This window comes from Pseudomonas sp. D4002, assembly GCF_013385665.1.
Taxonomy (GTDB): Bacteria; Pseudomonadota; Gammaproteobacteria; order Pseudomonadales; family Pseudomonadaceae; genus Aquipseudomonas.
Genome location: NZ_JACAPN010000003.1, coordinates 180627 through 198817 on the forward strand (window position 1 = coordinate 180627; position 18191 = coordinate 198817).

At 61.6% G+C, this 18191-nt stretch carries 18 protein-coding genes; 4 read left to right on the forward strand and 14 right to left on the reverse strand.

The window, feature by feature from the left end; genetic code table 11:
• The 3 genes from HX824_RS01850 to HX824_RS01860 all read left to right on the forward strand — a co-directional run bounded on the left by HX824_RS01850 (window position 1) and on the right by HX824_RS01860 (window position 3858).
• Window positions 1-468, forward strand: a complete 468-nt coding sequence (locus HX824_RS01850; RefSeq protein ID WP_008439644.1) for an inhibitor of vertebrate lysozyme family protein — start codon at window positions 1-3, stop codon at window positions 466-468.
• Window positions 469-1197: 729 nt separating this feature from the next.
• Window positions 1198-2529: a glutamate/aspartate:proton symporter GltP gene (gltP, locus tag HX824_RS01855; protein ID WP_017477988.1), complete on the forward strand. Its 1332-nt coding sequence runs from the start codon at window positions 1198-1200 to the stop codon at window positions 2527-2529.
• A gap of 99 nt (window positions 2530-2628) precedes the next feature.
• Window positions 2629-3858 (forward strand): nucleoside recognition domain-containing protein, encoded by a 1230-nt coding sequence (locus HX824_RS01860; protein WP_003214785.1) that lies wholly within the window; start codon window positions 2629-2631, stop codon window positions 3856-3858.
• 86 nt (window positions 3859-3944) lie between these two features.
• Here the strand turns inward: HX824_RS01860 and HX824_RS01865 are convergent, their stop codons facing one another.
• The 9 genes from HX824_RS01865 to HX824_RS01905 form a co-directional block, all read right to left on the reverse strand.
• Window positions 3945-4604: an ABC-type transport auxiliary lipoprotein family protein gene (locus tag HX824_RS01865; protein WP_003214782.1), complete on the reverse strand. Its 660-nt coding sequence runs from the start codon at window positions 4602-4604 to the stop codon at window positions 3945-3947.
• Window positions 4601-5539 carry an MlaD family protein gene (locus HX824_RS01870; RefSeq protein ID WP_008439646.1) on the reverse strand — a complete coding sequence of 313 codons (939 nt, stop codon included), beginning with the start codon at window positions 5537-5539 and terminating at the stop codon, window positions 4601-4603. Before HX824_RS01870 ends, HX824_RS01865 begins: the two co-directional genes overlap by 4 nt.
• A 1-nt stretch (window position 5540) precedes the next feature.
• Window positions 5541-6344, reverse strand: coding sequence for an ABC transporter ATP-binding protein (locus tag HX824_RS01875; RefSeq protein ID WP_003214778.1), 804 nt, complete (start codon window positions 6342-6344; stop codon window positions 5541-5543).
• Window positions 6341-7489, reverse strand: a complete 1149-nt coding sequence (locus HX824_RS01880) for an ABC transporter permease (protein ID WP_032899919.1) — start codon at window positions 7487-7489, stop codon at window positions 6341-6343. The genes HX824_RS01875 and HX824_RS01880 overlap by 4 nt, the downstream gene beginning before the upstream one ends.
• A gap of 55 nt (window positions 7490-7544) precedes the next feature.
• Entirely contained in the window at window positions 7545-8588 is a 1044-nt protein-coding gene (locus HX824_RS01885) for a DUF5924 family protein (RefSeq protein ID WP_177054072.1), read from the reverse strand.
• Between the two features lie 71 nt (window positions 8589-8659).
• Complete coding sequence (locus HX824_RS01890) at window positions 8660-10042, reverse strand: pitrilysin family protein (RefSeq protein WP_003214772.1); 1383 nt, start codon at window positions 10040-10042, stop codon at window positions 8660-8662.
• A gap of 58 nt (window positions 10043-10100) precedes the next feature.
• A complete protein-coding gene (locus HX824_RS01895; protein WP_003214770.1) occupies window positions 10101-11759 on the reverse strand; it encodes a Na/Pi cotransporter family protein in 1659 nt (552 codons plus the stop codon).
• A gap of 214 nt (window positions 11760-11973) precedes the next feature.
• Window positions 11974-12741: a TerC family protein gene (locus tag HX824_RS01900; RefSeq protein WP_003214768.1), complete on the reverse strand. Its 768-nt coding sequence runs from the start codon at window positions 12739-12741 to the stop codon at window positions 11974-11976.
• A gap of 65 nt (window positions 12742-12806) precedes the next feature.
• On the reverse strand, window positions 12807-14114 hold the full coding sequence (locus HX824_RS01905; protein WP_003214766.1) for a CitMHS family transporter: 1308 nt from the start codon (window positions 14112-14114) through the stop codon (window positions 12807-12809).
• A 272-nt stretch (window positions 14115-14386) separates the two neighbouring features.
• Between HX824_RS01905 and HX824_RS01910 the strand changes: the two genes are divergently transcribed.
• Window positions 14387-14788 (forward strand): GFA family protein, encoded by a 402-nt coding sequence (locus HX824_RS01910; RefSeq protein ID WP_008439652.1) that lies wholly within the window; start codon window positions 14387-14389, stop codon window positions 14786-14788.
• Here the strand turns inward: HX824_RS01910 and HX824_RS01915 are convergent.
• From HX824_RS01915 to HX824_RS01935, 5 genes are all read right to left on the reverse strand, one after another.
• The gene (locus HX824_RS01915; RefSeq protein WP_087694540.1) at window positions 14785-16746 is read right to left on the reverse strand and encodes a DUF4105 domain-containing protein; all 1962 of its coding nucleotides are present in this window, start codon (window positions 16744-16746) and stop codon (window positions 14785-14787) included. The two genes, HX824_RS01910 and HX824_RS01915, sit on opposite strands and share 4 nt — an antisense overlap.
• Window positions 16743-17063, reverse strand: coding sequence for a DUF2388 domain-containing protein (locus HX824_RS01920; protein WP_003214760.1), 321 nt, complete (start codon window positions 17061-17063; stop codon window positions 16743-16745). The genes HX824_RS01915 and HX824_RS01920 overlap by 4 nt, the downstream gene beginning before the upstream one ends.
• A gap of 26 nt (window positions 17064-17089) precedes the next feature.
• Complete coding sequence (locus HX824_RS01925) at window positions 17090-17398, reverse strand: DUF2388 domain-containing protein (RefSeq protein ID WP_003214758.1); 309 nt, start codon at window positions 17396-17398, stop codon at window positions 17090-17092.
• Between the two features lie 106 nt (window positions 17399-17504).
• A complete protein-coding gene (locus tag HX824_RS01930) occupies window positions 17505-17825 on the reverse strand; it encodes a DUF2388 domain-containing protein (protein ID WP_008439660.1) in 321 nt (106 codons plus the stop codon).
• 151 nt (window positions 17826-17976) lie between these two features.
• The gene (locus HX824_RS01935) at window positions 17977-18171 is read right to left on the reverse strand and encodes a DUF1127 domain-containing protein (RefSeq protein ID WP_003214754.1); all 195 of its coding nucleotides are present in this window, start codon (window positions 18169-18171) and stop codon (window positions 17977-17979) included.
• Window positions 18172-18191: the final 20 nt, after the last annotated feature.

Here is an 18191-nt window from a genome sequence, read left to right on the forward strand (position 1 = left end):
ATGTTCAACTCCTCCCTTAAAGCCCTGGCTGCCGCCCTGTTGTTGGGCGGCAGCGGCTTGGTACTGGCTGCCAATGATGGCCAGTCCCGAGCCAACGAACTGCTGAGTGCGGACCCGCAGTACCGCGAGACCTGGCAGAGCGTGGTCAAGAAGGAAGAGCGCCTGCCTGAATGGGTGATGAACCTGTCGGGTAGCGCTGAACAGATGAATGCCGTTGAAGAGGACGGTGACAAGTACTTGGTCGGGCCGCTCTGTGAAACCGCAGACACATGCCTGAACAAGCGCCTGATCGTCGCTTTCAGCTTCGACAAGGAAGATGCTTACGCGATGTTGGTAGAAGTCCCGGCGGGCTTGCCCGCGGACAAATCGCCAACGCGGCACGCCGACTACCGTTTTCTTGGCAAGCCGGACGAAGGCATGCAAAAGCTGCTGATGGAACAGCTCAAGAAAGATCCGAATTGGTACTAGGTTCGGTCTGACGACGCTGTCGTCTACCGGCTTAACGTCCATAGAAAGAAGCGCCGTGCTTCTTTCTGTTTGCATCGCCCGACAAGGGTGGTGCATGACCAAGGGGCCGGGTTGCTCTGATCGTTTGGATCGGCGTGACCTACGGGGACAGGGAGTGCCTGCGCAAGGGCCGGGTCAGGTGAAAAGCTGCGACGCAAGTTCCCAAGCCGATGGTTTGTGGAACTTGCGACGGGCTTGCGGCTCCTATGCCCGCTTCTGTCATGCCGCCCATAGCGGCAATTCTCCTTTTTGCGTCCGCCCAACCATTTCTTGGTGTTTCCGCGTGACCATCTATCGAGAAAGTTTGTCTCCTGCCAGACGAGTTTTTCGATGGTATGCGTAGGAATTTTCAGGGGTTTTCAACTGCGACCGTAGATTTTCAAAAAACCCTGCGCGAGCCTGAAATGGCCGGTTCGCGGCATTTATGCCTGCCGAAATGTCGTATTCGAACTGACCGTTCAGACAGAAAAACTCAAGAAAACTCATGCCGATTCGGCATAGGGTAGGCGTTTACGGCATTAGACGTCGCCTCCTTGCATCGGAATAGTTGCGCCTTTTTTCGCCTGCCAGTGAGCCATATCGGCCAACTGCGGTGACCTTCTACGGGGGCAGATGCACACACTTTTTCGCTCTCGAGCGTTCCAGCTGCTGGCGCATCTGCCTGAGTCCACTTGAAGTAAGGGTAATGACATGAAGAAGGCAAAGCTAAGCCTCGCCTGGCAGATCCTCATCGGTCTGGTGCTGGGGATTGCAATCGGTGCGGTGCTTAACCATTTCAGTGCTGAAAAGGCCTGGTGGATCAGCAACGTGTTGCAGCCCGCTGGCGATATCTTTATCCGCCTGATCAAGATGATCGTTATCCCGATCGTGATTTCGTCGCTGATTGTCGGAATCGCCGGTGTTGGCGATGCGAAAAAGCTCGGCCGGATCGGCGTTAAAACCATCCTTTACTTCGAAGTGGTCACCACCATTGCCATTGTGGTCGGCCTGTTGCTGGCCAACCTGTTCCATCCGGGTACCGGCATCGACATGAGTACCCTGGGTACCGTCGACATTTCCAAATACACGGCCACCGCCGCCGAGGTCCAGCACGAGCACGCGTTCATCGAGACGATCCTCAACCTGATCCCGTCGAATATCTTCGCCGCCGTGGCCCGTGGCGACATGCTGCCGATCATCTTCTTCTCGGTGTTGTTCGGCCTCGGCTTGTCGAGCCTCAAGCCTGAATTGCGCGAGCCCCTGGTGACCATGTTCCAGGGCGTGTCCGAGAGCATGTTCAAAGTCACCCACATGATCATGAAATACGCCCCGATCGGTGTATTTGCCCTGATCGCGGTGACCGTCGCCAACTTCGGCTTCGCCTCGCTGCTGCCGCTGGCCAAGCTGGTGATCCTGGTTTACGTCGCCATCCTGTTCTTTGCTTTTGTGGTGCTGGGCCTGATCGCCCGCCTGTTCGGTTTCTCGGTGATCAAGTTGATGCGCATCTTCAAGGATGAGCTGGTGCTGGCCTACTCCACTGCCAGCTCTGAAACCGTGCTGCCGCGTGTGATCGAGAAGATGGAAGCCTACGGCGCGCCGAAGGCGATCTGCAGCTTCGTGGTACCGACCGGCTACTCGTTCAACCTCGACGGTTCGACCCTGTACCAGAGCATCGCGGCGATCTTTATCGCCCAGCTGTATGGCATCGACCTGTCGATTGGCCAGCAACTGATGCTGGTGCTGACCCTGATGGTCACCTCCAAAGGCATCGCCGGCGTGCCGGGCGTGTCCTTCGTGGTGCTGCTGGCGACCCTGGGCAGCGTGGGCATTCCGCTGGAAGGCCTGGCGTTCATCGCCGGTGTCGACCGCATCATGGACATGGCCCGTACCGCACTGAACGTGATCGGTAACGCCCTGGCCGTACTGGTCATCTCCCGTTGGGAAGGCATGTACGACGATGCCAAGGGCGAGCGCTACTGGAACTCCCTGCCGCACTGGCGCACCAAGCAAGTGCTGCCGGCCGGCGAGACCACTCGCGGCTGACCGCCAGGACTGGCTCCTACACAAACCCCGGAAAATCCGGGGTTTGTCGTTTCTGCCAGCCCCGCTATCATTCGCCCCATCTTTCGGGGGATTCAACTGATGCTCAATGGCCTGTGGCTTGGCTTCTTTATCGTGGCGATGGTGTCTGCGCTGGCGCAATGGCTGATCGGCGGGAATGCCGGGATCTTTGCGGCCATGGTGGAAAGCATTTTCGCCATGGCCAAGCTGTCGGTCGAGGTGATGGTGTTGCTGTTCGGCACCCTGACCTTGTGGCTGGGCTTCCTGCGTATCGCCGAGAAAGCCGGGATCGTCGACTGGCTGGCCAAGGCCCTGGGGCCACTGTTCCGGCGCCTGATGCCGGAAGTGCCTGCCGGTCACCCGGCCATCGGCTTGATCACGCTCAACTTCGCCGCCAACGGCCTGGGCCTCGATAACGCCGCTACGCCCATCGGCCTCAAGGCCATGAAGGCGCTGCAAGAGCTCAACCCTATCCCCAATACCGCCAGCAACGCGCAGATCCTGTTCCTGGTACTCAACGCGTCTTCCCTGACCCTGCTGCCGGTCACCATCTTCATGTACCGCGCCCAGCAAGGTGCGGCGGACCCGACGCTGGTGTTCCTGCCGATCCTGCTGGCCACCAGCGCCTCGACCCTGGTGGGCCTGTTGTCGGTGGCGGTGATGCAACGCCTGCGGCTGTGGGACCCGGTGGTGCTGGCGTATCTGATTCCGGGTGCGCTGGTACTGGGTGGCTTCATGGCCTTGCTGGCGACGCTCTCAGCCACGGCGCTGGCGGGCCTGTCGTCGATCCTCGGCAACCTCACGCTGTTCGGGCTGATCATGTTGTTCCTGGTGATCGGCGCGCTGCGCAAGGTCAAGGTCTACGAGGCGTTTGTCGAAGGCGCCAAAGAGGGCTTCGACGTTGCCAAGAACCTGCTGCCGTACCTGGTGGCGATGCTGTGTGCAGTGGGCGTGTTGCGGGCGTCCGGCGCGCTGGATTTCGGCCTGGAAGGCATTCGCCACGTGGTGGCCTGGACCGGCATGGACACGCGCTTTGTCGATGCGCTGCCGACCGCGATGGTCAAGCCGTTCTCCGGCAGTGCGGCGCGGGCGATGTTGATTGAGACCATGCAGACCCAGGGCGTGGACAGCTTCCCGGCGCTGGTGGCGGCGACGATTCAGGGCAGCACCGAGACCACGTTCTATGTGTTGGCGGTGTACTTTGGCTCGGTGGGAATCCAGCGGGCACGGCATGCGGTGGGGTGTGCGTTGTTGGCGGAGTTTGCTGGTGTGGTGGCGGCGATTGCGGTGTGCTACTGGTTCTTCGGCTAAGACCTGAATCCCTGTGGCGAGGGAGCTTGCTCCCGTTGGGCCGCGAAGCGGCCCCAGTCAGTTATCGCAGGTGTGTCAGTCAAAGCTCATTGACTGGTTTTGGGGCTGCTGCGCAGCCCAACGGGAGCAAGCTCCCTCGCCACAAAAGCGCGGTTTCCCAGGCCGACGGCCCAATCCACCACCTGCCTGTTCAGCGCATCCCCAGCCTGACCAAACCCGGCCACCACCGCCGGCACCTTGGTATCCCCCACCGGCTGCCTCACCTCGAACCGCTTGCTGGCAATAATCCGTTGATCACTGCCGCGCACCAACCGTGCGTCCAGCCGTATCACCACTTCAACTGCGCTGCCGCGATACTCACTCTGAAACGCCTGCAACTGCCCGCCCAACTCAAAGTCCGCCTGCAGATTGGTCTCATCGGTACTCAGCAACGTCACCCGCCCATCCCGCTGGAACCCGTCCAGCAACCGGTTACGCAACAGCACCGGTGCCGGATCGCTCCAGCGGGAATTCGCATAGCTGCTGATCAAGTCACCGTTAGGCACCACGGCAATCCGCGGGCTGTCGAGGAATTCGCTGGTCTGCGGCTTCGCCACCCGCAGCGACCAGGCCACCGGGCTGGCCTGCGTGGCGGCCTGCGCCGATGGCAACCGGTACACGTCCGAGGGATCCGCCTTCGGCAGGATGGAACACGCACTGACCAATACCAGCGCAACGGGGGCGATCATTTGGTACGCACGCTTCATGGCGTGAACTCCTTGTTCTTGTCGCTGCCCAGCAGGTAACCGCTGGGGTTGGCTTCCAGGCGGCGGGAAATGGCGCGCAACGAACCCAGGGTTTCCCGCAGCTCGCGCACCGCTGGCGCCAGTTCGTTGAGACCCTGCATGCCGCTGTTCAGGGAATCCTTGTTGTTGGTCAGCAAGGTGTCGATCGTGGCCGTGCTCTGTTGAAGGGACTGCATGGCCTTCTCGGCGCTGCCAAACACCTGCTTGCCCTGGTCGTTGAGCAAACCGTTGGCGTTGCGCATCAGCGCGGTGGTTTGCTCCAGGGTGGCGCTGGCCTGTTTGCTCACCTGCATCAATTGCTGCATCACCACCTTGATGTCGCCGCGCTGATCGGCAATCGCGCCGGTGGTCTGTTGCAGGTTGTCCAGGGTATTGCTGAGGCGGTCGACGTTCTCCCGGGAGAACATGTGATTGGCGTTGTGCAGCAGCAAGTTGATGCTGGTCATCAGGTCGTTGCTGTTGTTCAGCAGTCGCGCGATCGGCGATGGCGACGCAATGATCTCCGGCAGGTTGCCGTCCTTGCCCTTGAGCTCAGGGCTTTGGGGCGTACCGCCGCTGAGCTGGATGATCGAGGTGCCGGTGATGCCGGTCAGGGCCAGCTTGGCCTGGGTGTCTTCCTTGATCGGCGTCTGCCCGGCCAGGCGGATGCGCGCCAGCACCCGGCGCGGGTCTTTCGGGTCGAGGCGCAGGCTGGTGACGTCGCCCACCTTGATCCCGCTGTACTGCACGGCACTGCCTTGGGATAGCCCACTGACCGCCTCGTTGAACACCACTTCGTAATCCTGGAATGCGCTGTCGACGCTGGACTTGGCCAGCCACAGGCCAAACAGCATGGCGCCGACCACGACGATCACGCTGAACAGACCGATCATCACATGATGGGCTCGGGTTTCCATGTCATACCTCGTTGAGCAGTTGAGCGGCATCCAATGCCGCGCGGCCCCGTGGGCCATGGAAGTATTCGTGAATCCAGGCGTCATCGGTTTCCGAGACGACATCGATGGCATCCGCCACCAGTACCTTTTTCTGCGCCAGCACCGCTACGCGGTCGGTGATGGTGTACAGCGTGTCGAGGTCGTGGGTGACCAGGAACACGCTCAGGCCCAGCGCATCGCGCAGGGTCAGGATCAGTTGATCGAAGGCGGCGGCGCCGATCGGGTCGAGGCCGGCGGTGGGTTCGTCGAGAAACAGGATGTCCGGGTCCAGCGCCAGGGCACGGGCCAGGGCCGCGCGCTTGATCATGCCGCCGGAGAGTGACGAGGGGTATTTGTCGGCGGCCGACAGCGGCAGCCCGGCCAACGCCAGTTTCACTGCCGCGAGGTGCTCGGCATCGGGACGGCTGAGGCCGGCATGCTCTATCAGTGGCAACGCAACGTTCTCGGTGACCGTCAGCGAGGAAAACAGCGCGCCCTTCTGGAACAGCACGCCGAAGCGCCGCTCCACCAGCGACCGCTCGTGTTCCGACAGGCTCGGCAAGTTCTGCCCGAACACCCGCACCTGGCCTTCGCTGGGCTGGCGCAACCCAATGATGCTGCGCAGCAGCACCGACTTGCCGCTGCCGGAGCCACCGACGACGGCGAGGATTTCACCCTTGTACAAGTCCAGGTCGAGGTTCTCGTGCACGCTTTGCGAACCAAAGCGGTTGCACAGCCCGCGGACTTCGATCACCGCCTCAGTGGGCGCACGGCGTAAACGACTCACCAGCCCATCTCCATGAAGAACAGTGCGGCGACCGCATCCAGCACGATCACCACGAAAATCGATTGCACCACACTGGAGGTGGTGTGGGCGCCGACGGACTCGGCACTGCCGCTGACCTTGAAACCTTCGAGGCAGCCGATGGCCGCGATAAGGAACGCGAAGATCGGTGCCTTGACCATGCCGACTAGGAAGTGCTGCACGCCAATGTCCGATTGCAGCAGCGACAGGAACATCGCCGGCGAAATATCCAGGGCCACGGCACACACCACACCGCCGCCGATAATGCCCGAGAGCATTGCCAGGAACGTCAGCATCGGCAGCGCCACCAGCAACGCCAGTACGCGGGGCAGCACCAGCAACTCCATCGGGTCGAGGCCCAGGGTGCGGATCGCATCGATCTCTTCGTTGGCCTTCATCGAGCCGATTTGTGCGGTGAAGGCACTGGCAGTGCGGCCCGCCATCAGGATCGCGGTGAGCAACACGCCGAACTCCCGCAGGAAGGAGAACGCCACCAGGTCCACGGTGAAGATGCTCGCGCCAAAACTGGCCAGCACCGTGGCACCGAGAAACGCCACCACTGCGCCCACCAGGAAGGTCAGCAAGGCCACGATGGGGGCCGCATCGAGGCCGGTTTGTTCGATATGCGCAACCATGGGCGTCACGCGCCAGCGCTTGGGCCGGAATACGCCACGGGCGAAGGTTTCGAGGATCAGGCCGATAAAGCCCAGCAGTTTCATGCCGTCTTGCCAGACGGTGTAGACCGCGCCGCCGATGCGCGCCAGCAACATGATGCCGGCGGCTTCTTCGGGTTCCTTGACCGGCACACAGAAGTCGTTCAGAGAGCGGTAGACGGTTTTCAGTAACGCGCGGTCGGCGGTCGAGAGGCTGCAGTCGGTCTGTTCGGCGGACTGTTCGATGCGCTCGGGGCCGAGCAATTCCACCAGCAGCGAGGCGCCGGCCGTGTCCAGGGCGCCGAGGCCGTTAAGGTCGATGCGTGCGCCAGCGTCGTACTGGCCGTCGAGCTTTTCCGACAGCTTCTTCAGGTTGGCATAGTGGGCAAGCGTCCAATCCCCTGTAATCCTCAGCAATGGAGGCTGGGTGGACGTGTCCAGATGGGCTGCACCGGCCGTTGTGCTACTGGTCATAAGCTCCGAGCTTGTTTGGCTATTCCAGAATTCCTACGTAATAGCACGATCCTGCCTACTTTGGCGCGTCTGGCGTTGTAGTGCCCTGACCGGGGTCAGTCACCTTGAAGCGCAACACGCCGATCACTTGGCCATCTTCGGTCAGCACCCGTACCTGCCAGCGTCCTACCGAGTCGGGGGGGAAGTTCTGCTTGTGGGTCCAGGCCCGATAGCCTTCCTTGCGCCCACCATGGATGTCCAGGGCGATGCGGTCGACTTCCTTGCCGTTGAATTTCCACACATGGTAGATCCGCTCATCCAGGCCGCGCGGCGCGTTGATCGCGGTGTAGGCATACAGCCCGCTGCTGCGCAGTTGGGCGGCGCTGACTTCTTTCAGGTCATCGCCGGGCGTGCGGTCCTGCAATTGGGTGCTGATGGCCACTTCGGTCATCCACAGCGTCGCGGGCGGCACCCAAGTGCGCAGGAACCAGCCGGCGCAACCAATCGCCGCGGTAACCCCCAACAGCATCGCCCAGCCCTTGATGCTACGCAGCGGCAGGCTCACGGCCAGGCTCGGGATAGAGAGCGCCATTGCCACGCCGAGGGCCAGTTTGTAACTCTCGGCGGTGGTCAGGTGCAGGATGATCGGCAGCGCGGTCAGCAGGGCCGCAAACAGGGTCAGGGTGTGCAGTGCGAGAAACAGCGAGCGCTTGGGCGCCAGCCACTTGTAGTACAGCGGGTCGGTGATGGAGACCAACGCCGCCGCGCCCAGCAGGCCGGTAAAGATCGACTGGCCGCTGTTCCAGGTGGTGGTGACAAAAAAGAACGGCAGGACAAAAAACAGGCTTTCCTGATGGATCATCTGCGTGGCGTAGCGCAGCAGCGGTTCGGGGATTTCCCGTTTGAAGACTTTGCTGAACAGCTGGGTGAGGCTGTTTTCGAGCATCAGCCATAACCAGCTCACCAGCATGATGATCGCGATCCAGCTGGCCATGCCTTGCTGGCGATCCACCAGGATGAAGCTGCCCACACCCGAGATGAAACCGCCGAGTGCAATCACCCCTGGGTAGCGCTTCATCAGCTCGAGGATGCGCTGGATGGTGTGGGTCAGGATAGGCATTCGGCAGTTCACAGTCTTTGTAGGAAAAATCCCAGACAGAATAACGTTTTAGCCGTTTTCTCGGGGCCCGATTACGCAATCCCTTTGCGATAACGCCACACGCCTAGTAACACAATCGCAATCAGCCCCAGTGCGCCTGCGGCGATCCAGTTGAGGCTATCGTAGCTGAACAACGGTTTCTCGATGCGCCAGTAGCCGTTCTGCTTGAACAACTCGCGCATGGCCTGGTTGGCTTGCTCCAGGCTTACAGCCTTGATGCGCTTTGCCGGGTCGCTGAAATGCCCTTTGGCGTAGTCGCCCGAGGCACTCCAGTAATAGTCGGCCAACGCGCTGTTGCCTTGAACGGCCCACGCCTGGCGGGCAATGGCGGCTTGTTGCAGGCGGGCGAAGGTGGCCGGGTCGAGGCCGTCCTTGAGCAACTGGGCCCTGAGGGTTTCCAGCACGTGCTCGGCTTCGGGCAGGTTGTCGCGTTCAAGGTCGGCGTTGAGGCTCATGAAGCCGACGCCGCCCAGCACTTCGCGCTCGCTCCATGGGCCATAGGACAAGCCGTGCTGCAAGCGCAATTGACGATACAGCGCCCAATCCAGGTAGTCCTTGAGCAGGTCGAAGGTTTCATCGTACTGGTCGTCCAGCACCGGCTCGGGGAATAACCAGTGCAGCTTGGCGTTGTCACCGACCCAGCCGTGGATCAGGTCGCGGCGGACGGCGGCGGCGTGTTGAATCTCCGGCAACGGGCGATGTTCGCTGGGGTCAACCGGATCCAGTGCGCCGTAGGTGCGTTCGAGATAGGCCGGCAGCAGTTTGTCGAGGTCGCCGACGATGATCAGGGTCATGTTGTTGGGGGCGTACCAGGCCTTGCGCAGCTTTTCCAACTGGTCGCGGGTCAGGTGCTCGACTTCGGCCCGCTCGGCGCATTTGAGCCCCAGTTCGACGGCAAGCTGACTGCTGGCCTTGTGGCCGAGGTCCTGGCGGTCCAGCAGCCGTTGCAGGTGTGAGTAATGGCCGCCGTCTTCGCGCTCCACCACCTGTTTGGCGGCATTGATGTTGGCGTCGGTCAGTTGGGTGCGGGTGATGATGGCCAGCAGCAGGTCGAGCACCTTGCGCTGGTTCTGCGCCGGAGCCTCGATGACGAAAGTGGTGTCGGCATTGCTGGTGTAGGCGTTCCAGTCGCCGCCGAGGGCTTGCATGCGTTCTTCCAGCTCACCTTCGCCGCCACCGTCGATCCCGCTGAACAGCAAATGCTCCAGCAGGTGCGGCAGTTCCTTGTCTTCGCAACTGAAGTCATCCAGGCCCACACCCACCACCAGGCGAATTGCCACGTGGCCGCGTTCGGTGCCCGGCTTGAGCAGCAATTGCAGGCCGTTGGGCAGGGTGTAGCCCTCGACTTGCAGGCGGTCAAAGGCAAAGGTGTGTGCCGAACCCATGAGCAGGCAGGCGAATAGCAGGCGACGCATAACAGGCTTCCTGGCGAGTGAGGTCCGTTGTTAACTGACTTCACTCGCCGTCGTACGTTCAGGGCGAATGGGTGATGTCGGCAATATCGTCCGCCGAGAGGGCGCCGGTGTCGGTGGTTTCCAGCACCACATAAGCGCTGCTGCAGAACAGCGAGTTGAGACGCTTCATGTCGGCAATCAGCTCCAGGTGCAAGGAACTGGTCTCCAGGCTCTGTACGATTTTACGTTGCAAGCGGCTGACGTGGGCGTGGGCCAGGCGACGCTCCTGGGCGCGGAAGCGGCGCTTTTCCCGCAGCAGTTGCCGGGCGCTTTCCGGGTCGGCACTGAGGAACACCGAGAGCCCCAGGCGCAGGTTGGCGATCAGTTGGGTTTGCAGGCCCGCGAGTTCCTCCAGGCCGACTTCGGAGAATGAGCGGCGCTGGGAGGTCTTTTGCTGCTGGACCTTGCGCAGCATGCGTTCGATCAGGTCGCCGGCCAGTTTCAGGTTGATCGACAGTTCGATGATCTCGGCCCAGCGTCGGCTGTCCTGTTCGCTGAGGTCTTCCCGGGGCATTTGCGCGAGGTAGAGCTTGATCGCGCTGTAGAGCGCCTCGACATCGTCGCTCAGGCTGCGCATTTCCTGGGTGATGGCGGTTTGCTTGCCGCGCAGCACCTCCAGCATCGAGGTCAGCATGTTGTCGATCAGGTCGCCCAGACGCAGTGTTTCGCGGGCGGCGTTGGCCAGTGCCAGGCTTGGGGTGGCGAGGGCTGCCAGGTCCAGGTGGCGCGGCTTGGCCAGGCCGTTGACCTCTTCGCGTTCCGGGAGCAACCAGGCGCACAAGCGGGACATCGGGCCGATGGTGGGCAGCAGGATCAGGCAGCGAATAACGTTATAGAGCAGGTGGAAGGTGATCACCATGCCTTGGGCGCTGTAGTCCAGGTTATCCATCCAGCCGACCAGCGGGTCGAGTACCGGGATGATCAGCAGCAAGCCGATCAGCTTGTACAGCAGGCTGCCCAGGGCCACCTGGCGCCCGGCGGCGTTCTGCATGCTGGTGCTGAGGAAGGCCAGCACACCGCTGCCGATGTTGGCGCCGATCACCAGGCCGATGGCCACGTGCAGGCCGATCACGCCGGCACCGGCCAGGGTCGCGGTCAGCAGGACGGCGGCCAGGCTGGAGTAGGAAATCATCGCGAACAGTGCGCCGACCAGGGCATCGAGCAAGATGTCGCCGGTCAGGGAGGCGAACAGGACTTTAACGCCCTGCGCGTGAGTAATCGGGCCTGCGGCTTCGACGATCAATTGCAACGCGAGGATGATCAGCCCGAGTCCGATTCCGACACGGCCCATCTGCCCGGCGCGCGTCTGTTTGCGCGACAGGAAGAAAATCACCCCGAGGAAAATCAGCAGCGGCGACAGCCATGACAGGTCAAAGGTCAGCACCCGGGCCATCAGCGCGGTACCGACGTCGGCACCGAGCATAGTCGCCAAGGCGGGCATCAGGCCCATCAGGCCCTGGCCGACAAATGAGGTCACCAGCATCGCCGTGGCGTTGCTGCTTTGCACCATGGCCGTTACCAGGATGCCGGCGATAAACGCCAGCCACCGCTTGGACATGTTCTGCCCGATAACCTGGCGCAAGTTGGAGCCGTAGACCCGCAGGATGCCGGTACGGACGATGTGCGTGCCCCAGATCAGCAGGGTTACCGCGGAAAGCAGATTGAGCAGGGTCAGCATGCTGGGCCCCCTGTGTTGAGTCGTGCTCCAATCGGAGCAAGTGAATAGTGCCGCGTGCCGTTCTACGTCTTGTACTTAAGCTGTAGTTGGCGAATGGGCTCGGCGCCAGCATCGCATAGCTAAAGTCGGGATTGAAACAAAACTGTCATGAAATCAGCTTTTTGCAGATGAAAAAAAGGGGCTCTAAAGCCCCTTTTTCAGCAGCGGGTCCAGGTTATTGACCCGGAATGTCCTTGCGCAGTTTCACAGGGTCCTGCTGTTTCTTCTTTTTCGCGATGGCGGTACGCATCTTGATGTTCACCGCTTCAACCGCCAGGGAGAACGCCATGGCGAAGTAAACGTAGCCTTTTGGCACGTGAACGTCGAAGGCTTCGGCGATCAGCACGGTACCCACCACCAGCAGGAACGACAGCGCCAGCATCTTCAGCGACGGGTGTTTGTCGATGAAATCGCTGATGGTGCCGGCGGCCAGCATCATCACGAGTACGGCGACGATGATCGCGGCCACCATCACCGGTACGTGGGAAACCATACCAACGGCGGTAATCACCGAGTCCAGGGAGAACACGATGTCGATGATCGCGATCTGGATGATGGTGTAGATGAACTTGCCACCGGCGCCCTTCGGCTCGTCGTGGGTTTCGTCTTCACCTTCCAGGGCGTGGTACATCTCCTGGGAGCTTTTCCACAGCAGGAACAGGCCACCGAAGAACAGGATCAGGTCGCGGCCGGAAATGCCTTGGCCGAACACCACGAACAGATCGTCGGTGAGGCGCATGACCCAAGTGATCGACAGCAGCAACAGGATCCGTGTGACCATCGCCAGCGCCAGGCCGAAGATCCGGGTACGCGCCTGCATGTGCTTGGGCATGCGGCTGACCAGGATCGAAATCATGATGATGTTATCGATGCCCAGGACGATCTCGAGGGCCGTCAGGGTGAAGAAGGCAATCCAGATTTCCGGATTGGTCAGCCATTCCATGTGTATTCCTTTGAGCGAGTGTTAGACCGCGCCAGCCTTAAGAGCCGGCGCAGTGAGTTGTACGATTATAGAGTGCTGAACAGCGGAAAAATCCCCATCAGCAAAGCGGCGACCATTATGCACAGGCACACCAGCACCGCCCACTTGAGGGTGAAGCGCTGGTGATCGCCAAATTCGATACCCGCCAGGGCTACCAGCAAGTAGGTCGATGGAACCAGTGGGCTCAACAAGTGCACAGGCTGGCCAACGATCGAGGCGCGGGCCATTTCCACGGCAGTGATGCCGTAGTGGCTGGCGGCTTCGGCCAGTACCGGCAGAACGCCGTAGTAGAAGGCATCGTTGGACATGAAGAAGGTAAACGGCATGCTCACCAGCGCGGTGATCACGGCCAGATAAGGCCCCAGCGCGTCAGGGATGACGGCCAGCAGGCTCTTGGACATGGCATCGACCATGCCGGTACCGGACAGGATGCCGGTGAAGATACCGGCGGCGAAGATCAGGCCGGTGACCGCCAGGACGCTGCCGGCATGGGCGGCAATCCGGTCTTTCTGCATCTGCAGGCACGGGTAGTTGACGATCATCGCGATACTGAAGGCCACCATGAACAGTACTGGCAGTGGCAACAGGCCGGCGATCAAGGTGCACATCAGGGCGAAGGTCAGTGCGCCGTTGAACCAGATCAGTTTCGGACGGCGGGCGTCCGGGTATTGCGAGACGCTGATTTCGCTGTGGTCGATTTCATCGCCTTGCAGGTGCAACTCGCCCAGGCGTGCCCGTTCGCGCTTGCCGTACATATAGGCAATCACCAGGATGGCGACGACGCCGGCGGCCATGGCTGGAATCATCGGGACGAAAATATCCGATGGGTCCACGTGCAATGCACTGGCGGCGCGGGCGGTCGGGCCACCCCATGGGGTCATGTTCATCACCCCACCGGCGAGGATGATCAGGCCGGCCATGATCCGCGGGCTCATGCCGATGCGCTGGTACAGCGGCAGCATGGCGGCCACGCAGATCATGTAGGTGGTGGCGCCGTCTCCGTCCAGTGATACCACCAGGGCCAGCACGGCGGTGCCGACCGAGACCTTCAGCGGGTCGCCCTTGACCAGCTTGAGGATCTTGCGCACGGCCGGGTCGAACAGGCCGGAGTCGATCATCAAGGCGAAATAGAGGATGGCAAACATCAGCATTACGCCGGTCGGCGCAAGCTTGGTGATGCCCGCGAGCATCATCGGGCCGATCTGCGGGGCAAAGCCGCCGAACAGCGCGAACAGGATCGGTACGATGATCAGGGCGATCAGCGCAGACAGGCGCTTGGTCATGATCAGGAACATGAACGTGATGACCATGGCAAAGCCAAGGAAAGTCAGCATAGGAATACTCCAGGCGTAGCGCGGCTAGGGAATGGCGAACCGGTTGGGTCAGCGCAGAACGAAAGGCACGAGGCGTACGGGTGGAGTCGGGGCAAACAGGCGGGTACGAGCGGACATCGGGAATCACCATTGTTGTTGTTAACAACCGGTCTGTTGCCGGTAGTGGTGGGCGATCCTAGTCCCGGAAGCTTTCAGCCAGCTTTCGCTTGAGAAACGGGCTACGTTGAATGGACGACTGGTCCTGTATGAAATAAGGACGTGGGAGACAGAGCATGCATGAGCAACACCAAGGCGGCTGCCATTGCGGGCGGGTGCGTTATCAGTTCAGCGGGGCGTTGGTGGATATTGCCCACTGCCACTGTTCGATTTGCCGGCGGGTCAGCGGCGGCTTGGTGACGACCTGGATCACCCTGCCCCGTTCCGCGTTCGCCTGGGTGGCGGGAACGCCGGCGCAGTACGAATCTTCGCCGACATGCGTGCGGTATTTCTGTTCTAACTGTGGGGCGCATTTGGCGCTGGTAACGCAACTGAGTGCCGAGAGTATCGATGTGACCATCGCAACCCTGGATCACCCGGAGCTGGCCCCGGCAGATCGGCACATCTGGGTAGAGAGCCGATTGCCGTGGTTACACCTGGATGAGCAACTACCGGAAGAAGCCGGAGAAGCGCTCTAGGGCAGTTCGAACCCGCCGGAGGCCTTGTGCAGTGCGCGCAAGTGCTCGCCTAGCTGCTTGAGGTTGGCTTCACATGCGGCAATCTCCGCCGCGCGGGCCGGTTCCAGCAGCGCCCTCACCTCTTTGTCCAGATCGCCGGTCAGCGACTGCAACTGCTTCTGGCGCGCGGCGCTTTCTGATTCCAGGCGTTTGGATTCTGTTGGTTGTGGCAAGCCGTAACCGCTGGTGCCCAGCAGCTCTGCCGGGCGACTGAGGAAGCCACTGTTGGCGAGGATCTGCTGCAACGTCGCGTTGGCCTTTTCCATGCCGCCGTTCTTCAGCTCGCGGGCGCCAAGGTAGCGTTGCTTGACTTCATCCTGGGCCAGCATGAGCTGCTTGCGGAAGCTCGCCTGTTCCAGCAGCAACAAGGCGGCGCTGGCGCGCAGGTCGGCTTCGGCGAACCATGGGCGGCGCTCTTCGGCACTCAGTGACAACCAATCCTCCACTTCAGCCTGTTTGATCGGCAGGCGCTTTTTCAACACCTCGAACATCGCCTGGTAGCGCTCGCGGAAGGAGTCGAAGTGATAGCCGAGGCGCAGCGCGCGTTTTTTGTCGTCCAGCACACTGGTATCGGCCAGGCCTCGGCCCTTGAGGACTTCCAGCAGGCCATTGGGCGTGATGTTGTCCAGGCCGGTCAGCTGCGGGTTGGCGCTGCCGCTGCGTAACAGTTTCAGGCTCTCGACTGCGCAGTTGTTGGAGATGAAGAAGTAGTTGCCGTCGTAGCTCCAGTGCATTTCGGCGGCGTGTTCGACGGTATCGTTGATCTCCTGGCGCGTGAGCTTCAACGGCACCGACGCCAGGCCGCGCAGCTCGGTCTTGGTGTACTCGTCAATGACCTGAGACAGCGGCAGCACGAACAGCCGCGACGGGTATTTGCCGATCAGGCCGTCCCAGCTCGACAGTTGTACGTCACCGACAAACGCGCGGTAGGACAACACCAGGTGCTGGTCCAGGTCCAGGCGGCAGTCCGGGCCCCGTGGCCGGCCGGGGGCGCAGATCACCAGGCGCAGCATGCTGTGGCCCCAGCGACTCACGAGGTTCTGGTTGGCTTCGGCCAGCAGGTAGTCGATTTCGTAGACCCGCTCGGGGTCGACCTGGCCCAGTGGAGTCTTGGCGAAGTCGTTGCCGGCGTTGAGGAAGGCGTAGGTTTTGGCACAGGTGTCCTGGGCGGGCGGCGCCCAGCCAAAGTGTTCCTTGTAATAGCGGTACAGCGAAGGCCGGCGGCAGGCATAGCTCGGGTCGAGGAGGAAGTACTCCATGTTGACGGCGACGAATTCCAGCGGGCTGGTGGTTTCGTAGATGTCCGGGCTGCGGGCGACCTGATGGTTGTTCTGTTCACGTTCGCCGCGACGGCCGACGTATTGCGGCCACCCGGCGAGGTCCAGCAGGCGTGGGTCATCGCTGAGGGTAAAGCGGCGGTCGTTCTGGCCCCGGCATTGATCGGGCAGGCCGATCAGGCCGGTGATGTTGTTCTGGCGGCTGCAACGCTGGATCAGCTTGCGGTCGGCGCTGGACCACAGGCGGGCACGGTCATAGATGTGGGTCAGTTCATGCAGCACGGTGGCGAGCATTTCCCGGCGCACGGTGCCGTGGGGGCGATTGGTTTTTTGCGTCGCGGCACTGCCGTCGGTAAGGCTTTCCAGCAAGTTGCTGTTGAGGTCCAGTTCGGACACCAGCGAAGCCTGGCCGTAGGCGTTCTCGGGCATCTTGTCGGTCCAGCCGACGTCGATGGTCCGGTCCAGTTGCTCGATGAAGCGCGGCGGCAACGCCTGCATCGCTTCATCCAGCAATGCCTGGCTCGCCTGCTGCTGGGCCGGGCTCAAGCCATCGGTCTTGAGCCGCAGTTGCAGGGCGGCCTGAGCCGCGCTGGCGCCCAGCAGCAAGGTGCCGGCCAGTAGCCAGGCGGCAATGCGCCTCACAGAGAGAGGATAGCTTCGGCGAGGACCTGGTCGCTGGCGTCGCGGGCTTCCGGCACGCGGGTTCGCAGGGTGTCGAAGGCGGCTTCCAGTTGAGCGCCACGAATCTCGCCATTGCTGGCAACGAAACTGGCGGCATCGTCGTGGGCTTCGCGTACGACTTTGGAGTCGCGGATGGACGTGGTGGTGTCCGAGGTGAAATCGATGGTACGGGCCGAGGCTCGGACGATGATGTTACTGGTGGCCTTCAGGGTTTGTGCCTGGGCAACACCGGCCAACAACAGCAGGCCGAGAGCGGCGGCGATCAGCGGGCTACGCATGGAATGACTCCGAAATACAAAGATGATTATTGGACGAGAATTGCTTGCGCCAGTTCAAGGTCACTGGCGTTAAGTTTTGGCTGGGTACGGCGCAGATAATCCAGCGCTGATTCCAGTCGGGCTCCCCGCCATTGGCCGTCAGTGGCAATGAAAGCGGCAGCGTCATCCTGGGCGGCCAGTATCAGTTTATGGTCGAACGGTGCGGAGGTCACTTTGCTGGTGGCATACGCACTGACAACGAGGCTCTGGGTGGACAGGTCAAAGGCCGGAGCTTGCGTGGACCAGCAGGTGCAAAACACTACGGGAGCGATCAACAGGCGGTATGAAAAAGCCATGGGACTCGACAACTGAAAACGAGCGCCAAGGCTAGCGCAATGCCCGGGCGAGAGCCAGCGCGGAGGGTTCGGGGAGCGCCTGGCGCCCCCTTTATCCCACCTGCGGTCAGATGGCCAGGATCGCCTGGGCCAGCTGCGCGTCAGTCGCGGTATTCAGTTGTGGAGCCTGTTGGCGGATCTGGGCCAGGGCGCTTTCCAGTTTTACGCCACGGATGGCGCCTTCGCTGGCAACGAAGCTGGCGGCGTCGTCACGGGCGGCACGTACGACCTTGTTGTCACGCAGGGAGGAAGTGGCATCGGAGGTGGCGTCTGAGGTGGCTTTCAGTGCGCCGACGATCGAATCCGTGGTCACGATCAGGCTGGAGGCGTTGGCATTGGCAGCCAGGGCCAGCAGGGCTGCAGCGCTCAGCAGGTGAAGACGGGACATGGGGTGACTCCTGTAAATGAACGAAAGGGTGGCACAAAGCTACTGCTTGAGCAGCGAGACCATGGGCATCAGACGCCCGTTCTACAGGGTTCGCCACGTGGTAGCCGGATATTAGCCGCCGCTTATCTGTTCGGATAGCTTCCTGCGGTGATTACTCGCGCCAGAACGATTTGGCCAGCTCAGATGCCCGGTCGCCGTGACTGATACCCGCATCGGACAATTCCCGCGGATCCAGTTGAGCCAGCAGCCTGCGTGTGCGGGCCCGTTGCCCCCAGCAGACGAGTGCTGCAGCGGTGCGCTTGAGTAGCTGTATCAACCGAGGGTGTTGCTGGTTTTTGGTATTCATGACGCGCGCCTTTCATGAGG

Excerpts from the sequence above, each read along its gene's own strand:
- HX824_RS01865 (WP_003214782.1), bottom strand. The coding sequence starts at position 4,604 with ATGAAGCGTGCGTACCAAATGATCGCCCCCGTTGCGCTGGTATTGGTC.
- HX824_RS01885 (WP_177054072.1), bottom strand. The coding sequence starts at position 8,588 with ATGCCTATCCTGACCCACACCATCCAGCGCATCCTCGAGCTGATGAAG.
- HX824_RS01925 (WP_003214758.1), bottom strand. The coding sequence starts at position 17,398 with ATGGCTTTTTCATACCGCCTGTTGATCGCTCCCGTAGTGTTTTGCACC.
- HX824_RS01880 (WP_032899919.1), bottom strand. The coding sequence starts at position 7,489 with ATGACCAGTAGCACAACGGCCGGTGCAGCCCATCTGGACACGTCCACC.
- HX824_RS01860 (WP_003214785.1), top strand. The coding sequence starts at position 2,629 with ATGCTCAATGGCCTGTGGCTTGGCTTCTTTATCGTGGCGATGGTGTCT.
- HX824_RS01930 (WP_008439660.1), bottom strand. The coding sequence starts at position 17,825 with ATGTCCCGTCTTCACCTGCTGAGCGCTGCAGCCCTGCTGGCCCTGGCT.
- HX824_RS01920 (WP_003214760.1), bottom strand. The coding sequence starts at position 17,063 with ATGCGTAGCCCGCTGATCGCCGCCGCTCTCGGCCTGCTGTTGTTGGCC.
- HX824_RS01905 (WP_003214766.1), bottom strand. The coding sequence starts at position 14,114 with ATGCTGACTTTCCTTGGCTTTGCCATGGTCATCACGTTCATGTTCCTG.
- HX824_RS01910 (WP_008439652.1), top strand. The coding sequence starts at position 14,387 with ATGCATGAGCAACACCAAGGCGGCTGCCATTGCGGGCGGGTGCGTTAT.
- HX824_RS01900 (WP_003214768.1), bottom strand. The coding sequence starts at position 12,741 with ATGGAATGGCTGACCAATCCGGAAATCTGGATTGCCTTCTTCACCCTG.
- HX824_RS01870 (WP_008439646.1), bottom strand. The coding sequence starts at position 5,539 with ATGGAAACCCGAGCCCATCATGTGATGATCGGTCTGTTCAGCGTGATC.
- HX824_RS01890 (WP_003214772.1), bottom strand. The coding sequence starts at position 10,042 with ATGCGTCGCCTGCTATTCGCCTGCCTGCTCATGGGTTCGGCACACACC.
- HX824_RS01850 (WP_008439644.1), top strand. The coding sequence starts at position 1 with ATGTTCAACTCCTCCCTTAAAGCCCTGGCTGCCGCCCTGTTGTTGGGC.
- gltP (WP_017477988.1), top strand. The coding sequence starts at position 1,198 with ATGAAGAAGGCAAAGCTAAGCCTCGCCTGGCAGATCCTCATCGGTCTG.
- HX824_RS01895 (WP_003214770.1), bottom strand. The coding sequence starts at position 11,759 with ATGCTGACCCTGCTCAATCTGCTTTCCGCGGTAACCCTGCTGATCTGG.
- HX824_RS01935 (WP_003214754.1), bottom strand. The coding sequence starts at position 18,171 with ATGAATACCAAAAACCAGCAACACCCTCGGTTGATACAGCTACTCAAG.